The 15,395-nt window shown below is 71.6% G+C and carries 18 protein-coding genes; 9 read left to right on the forward strand and 9 right to left on the reverse strand.

From position 1 onward, the window contains the following. Window positions 1–6 precede the first annotated feature (6 nt). Both ACIBU0_RS19735 and ACIBU0_RS19740 read right to left on the reverse strand, forming a co-directional pair. Window positions 7–165 carry a hypothetical protein gene (locus tag ACIBU0_RS19735; protein ID WP_398819749.1) on the reverse strand — a complete coding sequence of 53 codons (159 nt, stop codon included), beginning with the start codon at window positions 163–165 and terminating at the stop codon, window positions 7–9. Beyond that, entirely contained in the window at window positions 165–941 is a 777-nt protein-coding gene (locus ACIBU0_RS19740) for an SDR family NAD(P)-dependent oxidoreductase (protein ID WP_398819752.1), read from the reverse strand. The genes ACIBU0_RS19735 and ACIBU0_RS19740 overlap by 1 nt, the downstream gene beginning before the upstream one ends. A 116-nt stretch (window positions 942–1,057) precedes the next feature. On the opposite strand from ACIBU0_RS19740, the gene ACIBU0_RS19745 reads away from it, so the two are divergent. Beyond that, a complete protein-coding gene (locus ACIBU0_RS19745; protein WP_398819755.1) occupies window positions 1,058–1,483 on the forward strand; it encodes an ester cyclase in 426 nt (141 codons plus the stop codon). A 22-nt stretch (window positions 1,484–1,505) separates the two neighbouring features. Here ACIBU0_RS19745 and ACIBU0_RS19750 read toward each other — a convergent pair whose 3' ends face one another. Beyond that, window positions 1,506–1,841: a YnfA family protein gene (locus tag ACIBU0_RS19750; protein ID WP_398819756.1), complete on the reverse strand. Its 336-nt coding sequence runs from the start codon at window positions 1,839–1,841 to the stop codon at window positions 1,506–1,508. Window positions 1,842–1,906: 65 nt separating this feature from the next. Then, window positions 1,907–2,314 (reverse strand): winged helix-turn-helix transcriptional regulator, encoded by a 408-nt coding sequence (locus ACIBU0_RS19755; protein WP_398819759.1) that lies wholly within the window; start codon window positions 2,312–2,314, stop codon window positions 1,907–1,909. 124 nt (window positions 2,315–2,438) lie between these two features. Between ACIBU0_RS19755 and ACIBU0_RS19760 the strand changes: the two genes are divergently transcribed. Next, window positions 2,439–3,329, forward strand: coding sequence for an NADP-dependent oxidoreductase (locus ACIBU0_RS19760; RefSeq protein ID WP_398819762.1), 891 nt, complete (start codon window positions 2,439–2,441; stop codon window positions 3,327–3,329). A 93-nt stretch (window positions 3,330–3,422) separates the two neighbouring features. Here ACIBU0_RS19760 and ACIBU0_RS19765 read toward each other — a convergent pair whose 3' ends face one another. Continuing rightward, window positions 3,423–4,238, reverse strand: a complete 816-nt coding sequence (locus ACIBU0_RS19765; protein ID WP_398819765.1) for a DUF6597 domain-containing transcriptional factor — start codon at window positions 4,236–4,238, stop codon at window positions 3,423–3,425. Window positions 4,239–4,300: 62 nt separating this feature from the next. On the opposite strand from ACIBU0_RS19765, the gene ACIBU0_RS19770 reads away from it, so the two are divergent. The 7 genes from ACIBU0_RS19770 (at window position 4,301) to ACIBU0_RS19800 (ending at window position 11,068) form a co-directional block, all read left to right on the forward strand. Then, window positions 4,301–4,894, forward strand: coding sequence for a TIGR03086 family metal-binding protein (locus ACIBU0_RS19770; RefSeq protein ID WP_398819768.1), 594 nt, complete (start codon window positions 4,301–4,303; stop codon window positions 4,892–4,894). Window positions 4,895–4,973: 79 nt separating this feature from the next. Next, on the forward strand, window positions 4,974–6,062 hold the full coding sequence (locus ACIBU0_RS19775) for an LLM class flavin-dependent oxidoreductase (RefSeq protein ID WP_398819770.1): 1,089 nt from the start codon (window positions 4,974–4,976) through the stop codon (window positions 6,060–6,062). Further along, window positions 6,059–6,661, forward strand: coding sequence for an FMN reductase (locus ACIBU0_RS19780; RefSeq protein ID WP_398819773.1), 603 nt, complete (start codon window positions 6,059–6,061; stop codon window positions 6,659–6,661). The genes ACIBU0_RS19775 and ACIBU0_RS19780 overlap by 4 nt, the downstream gene beginning before the upstream one ends. Before the next feature lie 143 nt (window positions 6,662–6,804). Continuing rightward, window positions 6,805–7,533, forward strand: coding sequence for a response regulator transcription factor (locus ACIBU0_RS19785; RefSeq protein ID WP_398819776.1), 729 nt, complete (start codon window positions 6,805–6,807; stop codon window positions 7,531–7,533). Continuing rightward, window positions 7,534–8,985, forward strand: a complete 1,452-nt coding sequence (locus ACIBU0_RS19790; RefSeq protein ID WP_398819779.1) for an ATP-binding protein — start codon at window positions 7,534–7,536, stop codon at window positions 8,983–8,985. A gap of 65 nt (window positions 8,986–9,050) precedes the next feature. After that, window positions 9,051–10,316 (forward strand): ArgE/DapE family deacylase, encoded by a 1,266-nt coding sequence (locus ACIBU0_RS19795; RefSeq protein WP_398819781.1) that lies wholly within the window; start codon window positions 9,051–9,053, stop codon window positions 10,314–10,316. Between the two features lie 170 nt (window positions 10,317–10,486). Further along, window positions 10,487–11,068 carry a hypothetical protein gene (locus ACIBU0_RS19800; protein WP_398819784.1) on the forward strand — a complete coding sequence of 194 codons (582 nt, stop codon included), beginning with the start codon at window positions 10,487–10,489 and terminating at the stop codon, window positions 11,066–11,068. Here ACIBU0_RS19800 and ACIBU0_RS19805 read toward each other — a convergent pair. From ACIBU0_RS19805 to ACIBU0_RS19820, 4 genes are all read right to left on the reverse strand, one after another. Beyond that, window positions 11,065–11,667: an ABATE domain-containing protein gene (locus ACIBU0_RS19805; RefSeq protein WP_398819787.1), complete on the reverse strand. Its 603-nt coding sequence runs from the start codon at window positions 11,665–11,667 to the stop codon at window positions 11,065–11,067. The genes ACIBU0_RS19800 and ACIBU0_RS19805 overlap by 4 nt on opposite strands. A gap of 155 nt (window positions 11,668–11,822) precedes the next feature. Then, window positions 11,823–13,466 carry a glycoside hydrolase family 13 protein gene (locus ACIBU0_RS19810; RefSeq protein ID WP_398819789.1) on the reverse strand — a complete coding sequence of 548 codons (1,644 nt, stop codon included), beginning with the start codon at window positions 13,464–13,466 and terminating at the stop codon, window positions 11,823–11,825. 39 nt (window positions 13,467–13,505) lie between these two features. Next, window positions 13,506–14,345: a carbohydrate ABC transporter permease gene (locus tag ACIBU0_RS19815; RefSeq protein ID WP_398819792.1), complete on the reverse strand. Its 840-nt coding sequence runs from the start codon at window positions 14,343–14,345 to the stop codon at window positions 13,506–13,508. Further along, window positions 14,342–15,388 carry a carbohydrate ABC transporter permease gene (locus ACIBU0_RS19820; RefSeq protein ID WP_398819795.1) on the reverse strand — a complete coding sequence of 349 codons (1,047 nt, stop codon included), beginning with the start codon at window positions 15,386–15,388 and terminating at the stop codon, window positions 14,342–14,344. Before ACIBU0_RS19820 ends, ACIBU0_RS19815 begins: the two co-directional genes overlap by 4 nt. Between the last annotated feature and the right edge of the window lie 7 nt (window positions 15,389–15,395).

Here is a 15,395-nt window from a genome sequence, read left to right on the forward strand (position 1 = left end):
GTGAGCCTACTTCTTCGGTGCGTGCGTCACCGCGTAGATCATCACGAACGCCACGATGTGGATGCCGAAGAGGAAGTAGCCGAGCCACCACCACATCTGGCGCTCGTTGTGCGGGTCCTTGCCTTCGCTCTTGGCCTTGTTGGCGTCTGTGCCCTTGTCCGGCATCACAACTCCCTGTGGACCTTCGTGTTGGACGCCTGGGCGCGGGGGCGGACGACGAGGAGGTCGATGTTGACGTGGTGGGGGCGGGTGACCGCCCAGGTGATCGTGTCGGCGACGTCGTCGGCCGTGAGGGGTTCGGCGACGCCCTGGTAGACCTTCTCCGCCCTCTCCTTGTCGCCGGCGAAGCGGGTGAGGGCGAACTCGTCCGTCCTGACCATGCCGGGCGCGATCTCGATGACGCGGACCGGCCGGCCGACGATCTCCAGGCGGAGGGTCTCGGCGAGGACGTGGGCGCCGTGCTTGGCCGCGACGTAGCCCGCGCCGCCCTCGTAGGTGGCGTGGCCCGCGGTCGAGGACACGACCACGACCGTGCCGTCGCCGCTCGCCTCCAGCTTCGGGAGCAGGGCCTGGGTGAGGTTGAGGGTGCCGATGACGTTCGTCTCGTACATCGTGCGCCAGTCGGCCGGGTCGCCGGTGGCGACGGGGTCGGCGCCGAGTGCGCCGCCCGCGTTGTTGACGAGGACGCCGATGGTCTTGAAGGCCGTGGCGAACTCGTCGACCGCGGTGCGGTCGGTGACGTCCAGCTGGTACGCCGTCGCCGATCCGCCGCTCGCGTCGATCTCTTCCGCCAGCGCCTCGATACGGTCCTTGCGGCGGGCGGTCAGGACGACGCGGTAGCCGGCCGCGGCGAGCTGTCGTGCCGTGGCGGCACCGATTCCGCTGCTCGCACCGGTGACGACGGCGATGCGGGAGGCGGCGGACGGGGCGGCGGTGGGCATGGCTGCTCCTGCGTGGTCGAGTCGAGTGTGGTCGGGTCGAGAGACTGTCTCGCCAGGATAGGCGGGCGCTGCGGTGGGACAATGAGACGGGTGATCGCCTGGAGCGGAGGTGGATCATGGGACAGGCACGTGAGGTCATGGACCGGCTCACGGACGTGATCACGCACCCGGATCTGAAGACCCTCGGCGAGCTGTATGCGGAGGACGCGGTCGCCGTCACCCCCGACGGCGGTGAGATCCGTGGGCGCGACGGCATCGTCGCGTACTGGCGTCAGATGACGGACGCGATTCCGGACGGGACGTACGAGTCGCTGCACGCGTACGAGGTCGGGGACACGGCCATCGACGAGGGGTTCTTCAGCGGACGGAACACCGGGCCCATTCAGTTGCCCACCGGGGAGACCCTTCCCCCGACCCAGAAGGAGATCAAGATCCGCGGGGTGGACCTCGCCACGGTCAAGGACGGCAAGATCGTGGAGTACCGGCTCTACTTCGACGAGATGGACTTCCTGGAGCAGCTGGGGCTGCTTCCGCCGTCCTGAGCCGTAGGGTCCGTGGGTTGGGTCAGTTGCCCCGTGGCGCGTACATGATCACAGCCATGCCCGCGAGGCAGATCAGTGCGCCCGCCACGTCCCAGCGGTCCGGCCGGTAGCCGTCGGCGATCATGCCCCAGGCGAGGGAGCCGGCGACGAAGACGCCGCCGTACGCGGCGAGGACGCGGCCGAAGTCGGCGTCGGGCTGGAGCGTGGCGACGAAGCCGTAGACGCCGAGGGCCATGACGCCCGCGCCGATCCAGAGCCAGCCGCGGTGTTCGCGCACGCCCTGCCAGACCAGCCAGGCGCCGCCGATCTCGAAGAGCGCGGCGACGACGAACAGGGCGGCGGACCGGAGAACGAGCATGGGGGCAGCTTCGCACGCCGGCCGGCGGGGCCCTGAGTCACCTGTCGGACGGCGCCTGCCGGCGGTCAGTCGTCGGGGTTCTCGCCGTCGTACCGCTCGCGAGCATCCCGGACCTGGTCGAAGTGCGTCTCCGCCCAGTCCTTCACCGCCGTCAGCAGCATGGCCAGGCTGTGGCCGAGCGGGGTGAGTTCGTAGTCGACGCGGACCGGGACGGAGGGGGTGACGGTGCGGGTGAGGAGGCCGTCGCGTTCCAGAGAGCGCAGGGTCTGGGTCAGCATCTTGGGGCTGACGCCGGCGATCTTGCGGCCGAGATCGCTGTAGCGCAGGGGGCCGGGGGCGAGGGCGGAGACGATGAGGCTGACCCACTTGTCGCTGATGCGGTCCAGGAGCTGGTTGGTGGGACAGCTCTTGAGGAACGCGTCGTACTCGACGCGGGCCTGTTCGCGCCGCTGGGCCGCCGTCATGGTCGCCATGGGCTCACCTCCGGGGTACGTACGCACTCTCAGGTAACTACTTACTGATAGATAGTAACTCTTCCTAGGGTTGTTGGCAGTCAACGGGAGAGCATCCCGAATGCCGACCATCAAGGAGAGCGCTGTGCGTGCTGTTGTGGTGAACTCGTTCGGCGGGCCGGAGGCCGTGGAGGTCGTGGAGACCGAGGTACCGGAGCCCGGTGCACGTCAGGTGCGGATCAGGGTCGCGGCGGCCGCGCTGAATCCCGTGGATGCGGGGGTGCGGGCCGGGGTCTTCGGGGGTGCGGGCAAGCAAATCGGGCTCGGGTGGGACGTGGCCGGGACGGTGGACGCGGTGGGTGTGGCCAGCTCGTGGAGTGTCGGGGACGAGGTGGTGGCGCTCGACCACGGCATGGTCAAGCCGCTCGGGACCCATGCCGAGTACGTCGTCGTGGACACGGATGCCGCGGCCAAGGCGCCGGCCACGGTGGACGCCGTCCATGCGGCGACGCTGCCGCTGAACGCGCTGACCGCCGTACAGGCTCTGGATCAGCTGGAGTTGGCGCCGGGGCAGTCGCTGTTGGTGACGGGGGCGGCGGGGGCGGTCGGTGGGTACGCCGTCCAACTGGCCGCGCATCGGGGGATATCGGTGACCGGACTGGCGCGGGAGGGGGACGAGGAGTTCGTACGGTCGCTGGGGGCGGTGGAGTTCGTGAGCGGCGCGGTGGGGGCGGGGAGCGTGGACGCGGTGCTGGATGCGGCGGTGCTGGGGGAGTCGGCGTTGGGGTGGGTGCGGGACGGGGGCGTGTACGTGGGGGTGATTCCGCAGACCCAGCCTGGGTCTGTGCGGGGGGTGCGGACCGGTGCGGTTGAGGTGAGTGCCGATGGGGGGCGGTTGGCGGAGTTGGTGCGGCTCCTGGATGGCGGGGTGCTGACTACTCGGGTGGCTGAGACGTTTGCGCTGGACGACGCGGCCAAGGCGCATGCGCGGCTTGAGGGAGGTGGCATTCGGGGGCGCCTGGTGCTGGTGCCGTGAGGCGGAGTGCCGTGGGTGGGTCGGGCCGGTCCGGGCCGGGTGCGCGGCGTTGTGGCCGGCGCTGGGTGGGGTCGCTGCGCCTGCCGCGTCGGCTCACCGCACCCCCTGCGCATAAGCCGTCGGCGGTACCCCCACCGTCCCCGTGAAGTCCCGGATGAGATGGGCCTGGTCGGCGTAGCCGAGGTCGGTGGCGAGGGTGGCCCAGTCGACGTTCTGCCGGGTGCCGGCGAGTTCCAGGGCCTCGTGGATGCGGTAGCGGAGGATGCACCACTTGGGGCTGACACCGACGTAGGCCGAGAAGAGCCGTTGCAGGGCCCGCACCGACAGGCCCTGTGCGCGGGCGAAGTCGCCGACGCGGCGCACGGTGCGGTCGGTGCGGATGCGCTGGACGAGGCCCTTGGCGAGGTCGGCCTGCGGATCGGCGGCCGGGTCGAGGGACAGCAGGAAGGCGTCGAGGGCGGCCACTCGGGCGGCGTCGTCCGGGTGGCTCACGACGGTCCGGGCGATGTCGGGCGTGGCCTGCGGGAACGCCTCGTGGGCGGGCAGTGCGCGGCCCGTCCAGTGCGACACGGGTGCCTGCGGCGCGTACGGCCGGAACGCGCCGGGCCAGAACTTCGCCCCGCACACCCGCCCCCGCCCCGTCAGCTTGCGGGTGTACAGGCCGAGCGCGACGCCGGTCAGCTCCCCGTAGGGCGGGCCCTCGTCCTCGTCCCATTGGAAAGTGAGGTTGACCGAGGGGTGCGGGACGATGTGCGAGGCGTAGGGCTCGGGCAGGTCCCAGTCGATGAGCCAGTACCACTCGACGTACCGGCGCAGCGGCTCGGCGGGCTCGTGGCGGCGGAACCGCACGCGGCTCAGCAGCGCGGACGGGTCGACGATCCCGCGGGTGTCGTGGCGGGGTGCGGCCATGGCCGGATCGTACGTCGCGTTTCTTCAAGAGGGGCAGGCCTGTGCGTCCCTACGGTCGGGGTATGGACACGAACGATGTGAAGACGTACGGCATCGGTGAGCTGCTGGGCATGGCGCGGGAGCGGGCGGTTCCGGTGGTGCGGGGCGTTCCCGACGAGGCGCTCGCCGCCCCCACGCCCTGCGTCGAGTATGACGTGAAGGCCCTGGTCAATCACCTCTTCCAGGTGATCGTGCAGTTCCAGAAGCTGGCCGTGAAGGAGGCGTCGGACTTCGGTGAGACCCCCGACCGGGTCGCCGAGGGCTCCGAGTGGCGTGAGCGTCTTGTGGCTGAGGCGGACCGGCTGGTGGCTGCCTGGTCCGCGCCCGGCGCCGAGGACGGCAGGACCGGCGGGATGAACATGCCCGCGCGGCTCGTCGGCTCGATGGCGCTGCTCGATCTGACCGTGCATGTGTGGGACCTGGCGCGGGCGACGGGCCAGGACTACCCGGGCGCCGACGAGGCCGTCGTGGCGGAGCTGGCGGGCGCGGTGGACGAGCTGGCGCCGACGGCTCGCAAGATGGGCGTGTTCGGCGACGCGGTGCCGGTGGCGGAGGGTGCGTCGGCGTTCGAGCGGCTGCTCGCGCAGACCGGGCGGGACCCGCACTGGAAGGGGTGAGCGGGAGCGGAATAGTCGTGGGGCGGTCACGGTTCTCCGGGTATAGTTGAACGGTCAACAACCTGGAGGGTGAGCGACCATGCAGTTCGGAATCTTCAGCGTCGGCGACGTCACGCCGGACCCCACGACGGGCCGTACGCCGACCGAGCGCGACCGCATCAAGGCCATGGTCGCCATCGCGCTGAAGGCCGAGGAGGTCGGCCTCGACGTCTTCGCGACCGGCGAGCACCACAACCCGCCGTTCGTGCCGTCGTCCCCGACGACGATGCTCGGCTACATCGCGGCACGGACCGAGCGGCTGGTCCTGTCCACCTCCACCACACTGATCACCACCAACGACCCGGTGAAGATCGCCGAGGACTTCGCGATGCTTCAGCACCTGGCCGACGGCCGGGTGGACCTGATGATGGGCCGCGGCAACACCGGCCCGGTCTACCCCTGGTTCGGCCAGGACATCCGGCAGGGCATCAACCTGGCCATCGAGAACTACGCCCTGCTGCACCGGCTGTGGCGCGAGGACGTCGTGGACTGGGAGGGCAAGTTCCGCACGCCGCTGCAGGGCTTCACGTCCACCCCGCGCCCGCTGGACGGCGTACCGCCGTTCGTCTGGCACGGCTCGATCCGCTCGCCGGAGATCGCCGAGCAGGCGGCCTACTACGGCGACGGCTTCTTCCACAACAACATCTTCTGGCCGGCCGACCACACCAAGCGCATGGTCGAGCTCTACCGGACCCGGTACGCCCACTACGGCCACGGCACGCCCGAGCAGGCCATCGTGGGCCTCGGCGGCCAGGTGTTCATGCGGAAGAACTCCCAGGACGCGATCCGCGAGTTCCGGCCCTACTTCGACGTCGCGCCGGTCTACGGGCACGGGCCCTCGCTGGAGGACTTCATGGACCAGACGCCGCTGACCGTGGGCTCCCCGCAACAGGTGATCGAGAAGACGCTGTCCTTCCGCGAGTACGCCGGTGACTACCAGCGCCAGCTGTTCCTGATGGACCACGCCGGGCTGCCGTTGAAGACCGTGCTGGAGCAGCTCGACCTGCTCGGCGAGGAGGTCGTGCCGGTGCTGCGCAAGGAGTTCGCGAACGGCCGTCCGGCGGAGGTGCCGGAGGCGCCGACTCATCAGTCCCTGCTCGCCGACGCCACGAAGGAGGTCGTCGCATGAGGCTCGTGGTCGTGTCCGCGGGACTGAGCGTCCCGTCGTCCACCCGGCTGCTCGGCGACCGGCTCGCCGCAGCAGTCGGCCGGCAGGCCTCCGGTCCGGTCGACGTCCAGGTCGTCGAGCTGCGAGACCTCGCGGTCGAGATCGCGCACAACTTCACCAACGGCTTCCCCGGGAGGAAGCTGGCCGTCGCGATCGAGGCGGTGACCTCGGCGGACGGCCTGATCGTGGTCACGCCCGTGTTCTCGGCGTCGTACAGCGGGCTGTTCAAGTCGTTCTTCGACGTGATCGACAAGGACGCCCTGACCGGCATGCCGGTGCTGCTCGCGGCGACCGGCGGCACGGCCCGGCACTCCCTGGTCCTGGAACACGCGCTGCGTCCGCTCTTCGCCCACCTGCGAGCCGTGATCGTCCCGACCGGTGTCTACGCCGCCTCGGAGGACTGGGGCGCCGAGGGGCTGGACGGTCGTATCGAGCGGGCGGCGGGGGAGCTGGCCGGACTGATGGCCGGGCTGTCGGCGGGGCGGAGGGTGAAGGACGACCTTGCGGTGGTGCCGTTCGCCGAACAGCTGGCGGCGCTTTCCAGCCCGTCCGGCGCTTGAGGACGAGGCCCCTTCAGGGCCGAAGCGGGTCTGGGGGCGGCAGCCCCCGGAGACGGCCCTGTGACGGTGAGAGCCCAGTAAGAAGGGTGACCGTAAGCCCCCTCACACGGCCGAACCGCCGGAGGCCTTGGCACTATGAACCCGTGCCCCAGACTGTGCTCCTCGCCGAAGACGACCGCGCCATCCGCAACGCCCTGGAGCGCGCGCTGACCCTGGAGGGCTACCAGGTCACCGCGGTCGCCGACGGGGTGGAGGCGCTCGCGCAGGCCCACAAGACGCCCCCGGACGTGCTCGTCCTCGACGTGATGATGCCCGGCATCGACGGGCTGCAGGTCTGCCGGGTGCTGCGCGCCGAGGGCGACCGCACCCCGATCCTGATGCTGACGGCGCTCGTGGAGACCCAGGACCGGATCGCCGGCCTGGACGCGGGCGCCGACGACTACGTGGTGAAGCCCTTCGACGTCGAGGAGGTCTTCGCCCGCCTGCGCGCCCTGCTGCGCCGCACCACGGAGACGAACGACGCCCCCGTCGACGTACCGAAGCAGGCCCCCGACGCTCCCGCGGCGTCCGGCCGGCTGATCGAGGCGGCCGGGCTGCGGATGGATCCGCAGGCGCGGCGGGCCTGGCGGGGCGCGCGGGAGCTGGAGCTGACGCGGACCGAGTTCGAGCTGCTGGAGCTGCTGGTCCGCAACGCCGGCATCGTCCTGGACCACTCCACCATCTACGACCGCATCTGGGGCTACGACTTCGGCCCCGGCTCCAAGAATCTCGCCGTCTACGTCGGCTACCTGCGCCGCAAGCTCGACGAGCCCGGCGCCCCGCAGCTGATCCACACGGTCCGCGGGGTGGGTTACGTGCTGCGGGAGGACTGAGTGCGCCGCGTCCGCCACCGTCTCGGGCGGCTGCTGACCGGGCGGCGCAGAAGCGGGCTCGGCACGACCTTCGCCGTGTCGTTCGCGGCCGTGACCGCCGTCGTCACCGTCCTGGTCGGTCTGCTGTCGTACACCGCCGCCGCCCGGCTGGTGCGGGTGGACCAGGAGTCCGTGTTCGACCAGGTCGTGCAGGACCTGCGCGGCGAGGTGCGGCAGCGTCCGATGACACCGGAGGACTTCTCGTCCTCCGCGCCCGGCCACGATCTCGTACGGCCCGCCCGGACCGATGTGCAGGTGCTGGCCTCGGACGGTGCCGTGGCCGACCCGGGCCGTCCCGGGCTGCCGGTCACGGCCGCGGACCGGCGGATCGCGGGTGACGCGACGGCCGGGCGGATGGTCCAGTACAAGGACATCGGCGTCGGCAGCGACGTCTACCGCATCGCGACCGTCGCGCTCGGCGGCGGGCGGGGCGCGGTGCAGGTGGCCCAGGAGTTCAGCGACACGGAGGACCTGCTGCGGGCGCTGCAGCAGCGGACCCTGCTGCTGATGGCGGCGGTGGTCACGCTCGCGGGACTCTTCGGCTGGTGGCTGGCCCGGCGCATCACGCGCCGCCTGGTCGTCCTCACCGCCGCCGCCGAGGACGTCGCCCGCACCCGGCGGCTCGGCATCCAGGTGCCGGTCACCGGACACGACGAGGTCGGCCGGCTGGGCCGCGCCTTCGACCGCATGCTGGGCCGGCTGGCCCAGTCGGAGGAGGACCAGCGGCGCCTGGTGCAGGACGCGGGCCACGAGCTCCGCACCCCGCTGACGTCCCTGCGGACGAACATCTCCCTGCTGCGCCGCATCGACGAGCTGCCGCCCGCCACCCGGGAGGAACTGGTGGCGGACCTCAGCCAGGAGGCGCGCGAACTGACCGACCTCGTCAACGAGTTGGTCGACCTCGCGGCCGGGCAGTCCGACACCGAGCCGGCCCAGCGGGTGGACCTCGCCGACATCGCCGAGGACGTGGCGGGGCTCGCCCGGCGGCGCACGGGACGGCGGATCGAGGTCCGCGCGAGCGGCGACACGACGACGGACGGGCGGCCGGGGATGCTCCAGCGGGCGCTGACCAACCTCGTCGAGAACGCCGCGAAGTTCGACCGCGCCGGCACGGCACCGATCGAGATCAGCATCGCCGGGCCCGCCCGTCCCGGGACGGTCCGGGTGGAGGTCCTCGACCGGGGGCCGGGCATCGCCGACGACGACCTGATCCGCGTCTTCGACCGCTTCTACCGCGCCGCCGACGCACGGTCGCTGCCGGGGTCGGGGCTGGGGCTGTCGATCGTGCGGGAGGTGGCGCTGTCACACGGGGGAGCGCCCTTCGCCTTCCGGCGGGACGGGGGCGGGACGGTGATCGGGTTCACGGTGGGCGGTTCCGTCCAGGCCCTGTCGACTCCCCTCGGGTATGGGTGACGATCGGTCCGGCGTGCCGCGCGCGGCGGCCCGTGTCCGTCCGGGCGAGGGGGAGGGGCGTCATCGTGCTCAGTGACGTGGAGAGCGCCGTCCTGGCGGAGATCGACGAGGCCCGGATCGGGCGGACGCTGCTGGAGCTGATCGCGGTGCCGAGTGTCATCGGCAGCGCGGCCGAGTCCGAACTGCAGCATCTGCTGGCGGGGCGGCTGGAGCGGCTCGGGCTGGACGTCGACCTGTGGTCCATGGACCTGGAGACTCTGCGCGCGGACCCCGAGTTCCCGGGGACGGAGGCGGAGCGGGACGAGGCCTGGGGCCTGGTGGGTGTGACGGAGGACGGCGGAGACGGGCCCGCCTTCATCCTGCAGGGGCATGTGGATGTCGTCCCGCCCGGGGATCCGGAGGCGTGGGCCGGGGATCCGTTCGTGCCGAGGGTGACCGGGGATGTCGTACACGGTCGCGGTGCCTGTGACATGAAGGCCGGGCTGGTCGCCCACCTCGCCGCGCTCGCCGCGATACGGGCCGCCGGGGTGCGGCTGCGGGGACGGGTGGGCGTGCACTTCGTGGTGGGGGAGGAGGACGGCGGGCTCGGTGCCTTCGGCACGTTGCGGCGGGGGCACGGGGGTGATGTGTGCGTCATCGCGGAGCCGACGGGGGGCGCGCTGGTCACCGCCAACGCCGGGGCGTTGACCTTCCGTCTGGCCGTGCCCGGCAAGGCGGCTCATGGCAGTGCGCGGGATCAGGGGGTGAGCGCGATCGATGCGTATGTGCCGCTGCACCGGGCGCTGGGGCGGTTGGAGGCCGAGCGGAACCGGGATGCGCATCCGTTGATGGCCGAGCATCCGATTCCCTATGCCCTGTCGGTGGGGACCGTGCGCGCCGGGGACTGGGCCAGCAGTGTGCCCGATCTGCTGGTGGCGGAGGGGCGGTTGGGGGTGCGGCTGGGGGAGGATCCGGCCGAGGCGCGGGCCGCCTTTGAGCGGTGCGTGGCGGAGGCGTGTGCTGGGGATCCCTGGTTGCGGGAGCATCCGGCGGTCGTGAGCTGGCCGGGCGGGCAGTTCGCGAGTGGGCGGTTGCCGGAGGGGCATCCGCTGCCGGGCGTGATACGGGGTGCGTATGCCGACGCCGTGGGCGGCGGCGGGTTGCGGAAGTGCGGGGCGCCGTACGGGAGTGATCTGCGGCTGTATGCCGGGGCGGGGATTCCTGCGTTGCAGTTCGGGCCGGGGGATATTCGGGTGGCGCACAGTGCGGGGGAGCGGGTTTCGCTGGGCGAAGTGGTGGGGGTGGCGCGGGCGTTGGCGGTGACGGTGTTGCGGGCGGTGGGGACGAAGTAAGCGAAGCCGGCGAAGCTCGCCGGGTACGACCTCGCCCTCAAGGCCCCCGCACCCCCGCCGACGACACCCGTGTGCATTACTCACCGCGCATGATCCATTGCCGAATGTTTGGCTGAGCCGAGGGCGCCGCCCTTGGCACCCTCTCCCGAAGCAAGGAGAGAAGCGCAAGCATGAAGATCGCGAAGTGTTCTCTGTTGCGTACGGCCGCTCCGGTGCTGGTCGCGAGCGTGTCCCTGGCCGCGTTCGCCGTACCGGCCGTCCCCGCCGCCGCGCAGGAGACTCCCGGCTCCGTGGTGGACCGGGTCGACGGCACCGTGCGGATCCTGGCCTTCCCCAACGCGGCGAACAGCATGAGGGTCAGCGTCGCCACCGACGGACCACGGCAGGGGCATCTGATCGTCGAGGACGACGCGCACATCCTCGCCCGCCCGGGCTGCACGGCGGTGCCCGGCACCGACGGCACCGCCGCCGACTGTGGCATCGCCTACGGGACGGGCGGCGTCACCCGCATCAACGCCGCGCTGGGCAACTTCGGTGACAGCTTCTTCTCCACGGCCCCCATCAGCACCGTCATCAACGCCGGAACCGGCGGCGACTTCGTCCGCACCGGCGGCGCCAACGACACGATCGACCTCCGCGACGGCGTGGTCGGCAACGACTCGGCGGACTGCGACGGCGGCGGCAACGATGCCGTGGTCGCCAACCTCCGCGACCTGATCGCCGCGAACTGCGAGCGGCGGGTGAGGGTCTAGTCGGGGCGGTCCGGCATGGGCCGCGTGCGCCGGGCGTACGCACGTGCCGCGCGGGCGCGGTCGCCGCAGCGGGTGGAGCACCAGTGGCGGCGGCCGTGCCGGAGCAGGTAGCGGTTGCAGGGTGCGGAGCCGCAGGCCGTGAGGCGTTCGGCGTCGGGCGAGGTGAGCAGGTCGGCGGCGTCGGCGGCGAGGGTGGCCAGGGCGTGGTCGACGATCGCGGTGGTGGGGTGGGGCGCCGCCCGATAGGGGCCGTTCTTGTCGTCCCACTGGAGGAGCGGGGCCGTGGGGACCCTGGTCAGCGCGTCGTTCACCGCGGACAGGGCGGCCGGGAGGGCGGGGAGCGCCGCGACGCGCGAGTCGAACAGCGACCGGATCTGTTCCCGCAGCGCACGCAGCTGCGCCGCGCACATCTCCCGCATTCCGGCGTCGACGGGAGCGAGCCCGAGGCCGACCAGCCAGCGGTTCGCGGCGGCCGGGGTGCCGAGCAGATCGACGTAGTGGCCGCCCGGCAGCGCGATGACGCTGTTGACGAGGGCGAGCGACGGGTACTGCTCCGCGCCCGGCGCGGGCGGCAGTGGCGGCTCGACGGGCTCCTTCATGGCTGTCATGGTACGGAATGCCGGCATCCGTGAGAAAGCCGCAGTAAGTCGCGGTAAGCCGCGGTGATGTCCCTTGGGCGCCCCGAGGCCCAGGGGGGCGAGGCACACCCCGCCCCCCTTCTCGCCGACTCTCGCCGATCGTGGCTCGCCGATCGCTAGACCGCCAGCCACGCCGCCTGGTCCGGCGCCAGTACGCCGCCCTCGACGGGCCCGCTGGCCAGCAGGACGGCCCTGTGGCCGGGCAGCCGGTACGGCTCGGCCGACAGGTTGACCACGCACACGAAGCCGGGCTCGCGGCGGAAGGCGAGCACCCCGTCGGGGGCGTCCAGCCAAGCCAGGGTTCCCTCACCGAGGGCAGGTGTGTCGCGGCGCAGGCGCAGAGCCGTGCGGTAGAGCTCCAGCATCGAGGCCGGGTCGCCGGTCTGGGCGGCCACGCTGCGCCCGGCCCAGTCGGCCGGCTGGGGCAGCCAGGGTGCGGCGGTCGCGTCGTCGGGGCTGAAGCCGTACGGCGTGCTCCGCCCGGACCACGGGATCGGCACCCGGCAGCCGTCACGGCCGCGCTGGGTGTGGCCGGAGCGCTCCCATATGGGGTCCTGCAGGACGGACTCGGGCAGGTCCTCGACCTCGGGCAGGCCGAGCTCCTCGCCCTGGTAGACGTAGGCGCCGCCGGGCAGGGCCAGCATCAGGAGGGCCGCGGCACGGGCGCGGCGGGTGCCCAGGTCGAGGTCCAGGGGGCCTTGGGGGCGGTAGACCTCGTTGGCCACCCAGCGCCGGGCGGGGGTCGGGCGGCCGTAGCGGCTGGGGTGGCGTACGACGTCGTGGTTGGACAGGACCCAGGTGGCCGGCGCGCCCACCGAGCCGAGCATGGCGAGCGAGTCGTCGATGACCGTGCGCAGCTCCTTCGGGTGCCATGTGGACATCAGGAAGTCGAAGTTGAACGCGGTGTGCAGGCCGTCCGGGCGGACGTAGGCGGCGAGCCGTTCGGGGGTGTCCGCCCACGCCTCGGCGACGAAGCACCGGTCGCCGGGGAACTCGTCGGCCACCTTGCGCCAGGCACGGTAGATCTCGTGGACCTCGTCGCGGTCCCAGTGCGGGTGGTCGACGTGCTGCCAGGGCCGCCCGTCGACCGGGTCCTGGCGGGGCGGCAGGTCGGGGAGTTCCGGGTGCTTGATCAGCCCGTGGGCGACGTCGATACGGAAGCCGTCCACGCCCCGGCTGAACCAGAACCGCAGGATCGACTCGAACTCCTCGCGCACCTCGGGGTGTTGCCAGTTGAGGTCGGGCTGCTCGGGCGCGAACAGGTGCAGGTACCAGTCGCCGTCGGGCAGCCGGGTCCAGGCCGGGCCGCCGAAGCTGGACACCCAGTCGTTGGGCGGCTCGGAGCCGTCGGGGCCGCGCCCCGGCCGGAAGACGTAGCGCTCGCGCTCGGGGCTGCCCGGGCCCGCGGCCAGCGCCGCCCGGAACCAGGCGTGCCGGTCGGAGGTGTGGTTGGGCACGATGTCGGGGATGACGCGGATGCCGTGCTCGTGCGCCTCGGCGATGAGCCGCTCCGCCTCGGCCACCGTGCCGAAGAGCGGGTCGATCTCGCGGAAGTCGGCCACGTCGTAACCGTGGTCCGCCATCGGCGACTTGTACCACGGGTTGATCCAGACGGCGTCCACGCCGAGGGACTTGAGATACGGCAGCCGGGAGCGCAGGCCGGCGATGTCGCCGACGCCGTCGCCGTTGCCGTCGGCGAAACTGCGGATGTAGACCTGGTAGATGACGGCGCTGCGCCACCACGGTGCGGTGGGGGACACGGGTGTGTTGCTCCTCGGGAGTCGAAGGGGTGGGCGTGTCTACTTCGCCGCGCCGGCCGTGAGCCCGGCGACGATACGGCGCTGGAAGACCAGCACCATGACCACCAGCGGCACCGTGACGAGGACGCCCGCGGCCATCTGGCTGCCGAACGGGGTCTCGTACGTCGTCGCGCCGGTGAACTTCGAGATGGCGACCGGTGCGGTCTGCATGCCGGGCTTGTTGGTCATCGACAGGGCGATGAGGAACTCGTTCCAGGCCGCGATGAACGTGATGATCGCGGTGGTGAAGATGCCCGGCGCCGCGAGCGGGATGATGACCTTGCGGAACGCCTGGCCTCGGGTGCAGCCGTCGACCATCGCGGCGTGCTCCAGCTCGTCCGGCATCTGGCGGAAGAAGGTGGTCAGGTTCCACACCGCCAGCGGCAGCGCGAAGGACATGCTCGGCACGATCATCGCCTGGTAGGTGTTGATCCAGCCGATGTCCGTGAACAGCTTCAGCAGCGGGACCACGATCGACACCACCGGGAACATCGAGGTGGCGATGATCAGGGTCAGGATCAGCCGCTTGAAACGGAACTCCAGCCGCGCCATCGCATACGCCGTGAAGGTCGCCAGCAGCAGGGCCAGCACGGTCGTGATCCCGGCCACGACCAGGCTGTTGAGCAGCGCGCGGCCGAACCCCTGCGCGGGGTCGAACACGGCGCGGTAGTTCTCCAGCGACACCACGGAGGGGAAGAGCGAGGTGTCGAAGATGTCCGAGGTGCGGCGCAGGCTGGAGACCAGCATCCAGTAGAACGGGGCCATGCAGTAGGCCACGACCGCGATGACACCCGCGTACAGCAGGCCGCTGCGCCACTTCGCCGTGAAGGTCGTCGTCATGCCGTCACCTCCGTACGCCGGCGCAGGGCAGCCGGGATGCGGCTGCCTTTCCGCTTACGGCCCCCCGCGCCGACGTCACCGATCAGGTCGGCCCCGAGCAGCCGTACGAAGGCCAGGGCGACGAGGAAGACGTACAGGAAGAGGAGCACCGAGTACGCGGAGGCCGGTCCGAAGCGGACGTTGGACGCCTCGTTCTGCGCGAGCATCGACAGGGTCTCCACCGAGTGCTTCTGCGCGCCGATGAGGATGTACGGCAGGTCGAACATCCGGAGCGCGTCCATGCAGCGGAAGAGCATCGCCACCAGCAGCGCCGGCTTCACCAGGGGCAGCGTGATGTGCCAGAACTGGCGCCGCGGACTCGCCCCGTCGATGCGGGCGGCCTCGTACACCTCCTTGCCGATGACCTGCAGCCCCGCCAGGACCAGCAGCCCGATGAAGGGCGCGGTCTTCCACACCTCGGCGACGATGACCGCGACCTTGGCCTGGAAGCCCTCGGTGGTCCACAGGACCTGACGGCCGATCAGCGCGTTGGCGATGCCGTCGCTGTTGAAGATCCACCGCCACAGCAGTCCGGAGATGGCCGTGGGCACCGCCCAGGGGATGAGGATGCCCGCCCGCACCAGGCCGCGTCCCCGGAACGCCTTGTGCATGATCAGGGCCATCGCCACCCCGATCAGCGTCTCCAGGGCGACCGTGACGACGGTGAAGAAGGTGGTGTTCCAGAAGGCGTTCCAGAACCGCTCCCCGGCCGCGCCGAAGATGCCGGCGTAGGTCCGCAGCCCGACGAACGGCTCGGTCGTGCGGATGAACCCGGTCTCCGGGTCCAGGCCCTTCGCCCCGTACAGCGACTCGTTCAGCGCCATGAGCGTCGGGTAGAGCACGACGATCGTCAGCACCAGCAGCGTCGGGGAGACCAGCAGGGCGGCCATCCGTGCCGTGCCCGCGGTCGCGCGGGACTGCCCCCGCGTACGGCGGCGGCCCGCCGGCTCCGAGCGCTCCCGGGTCACCACCGGCGCCGGGGGCGGGATCTTGGTGTCGGCCATGACCCGC

Origin of the sequence: Streptomyces sp. NPDC049627 (assembly GCF_044465645.1) — a bacterium.
Classification (GTDB): Bacteria; Actinomycetota; Actinomycetes; order Streptomycetales; family Streptomycetaceae; genus Streptomyces.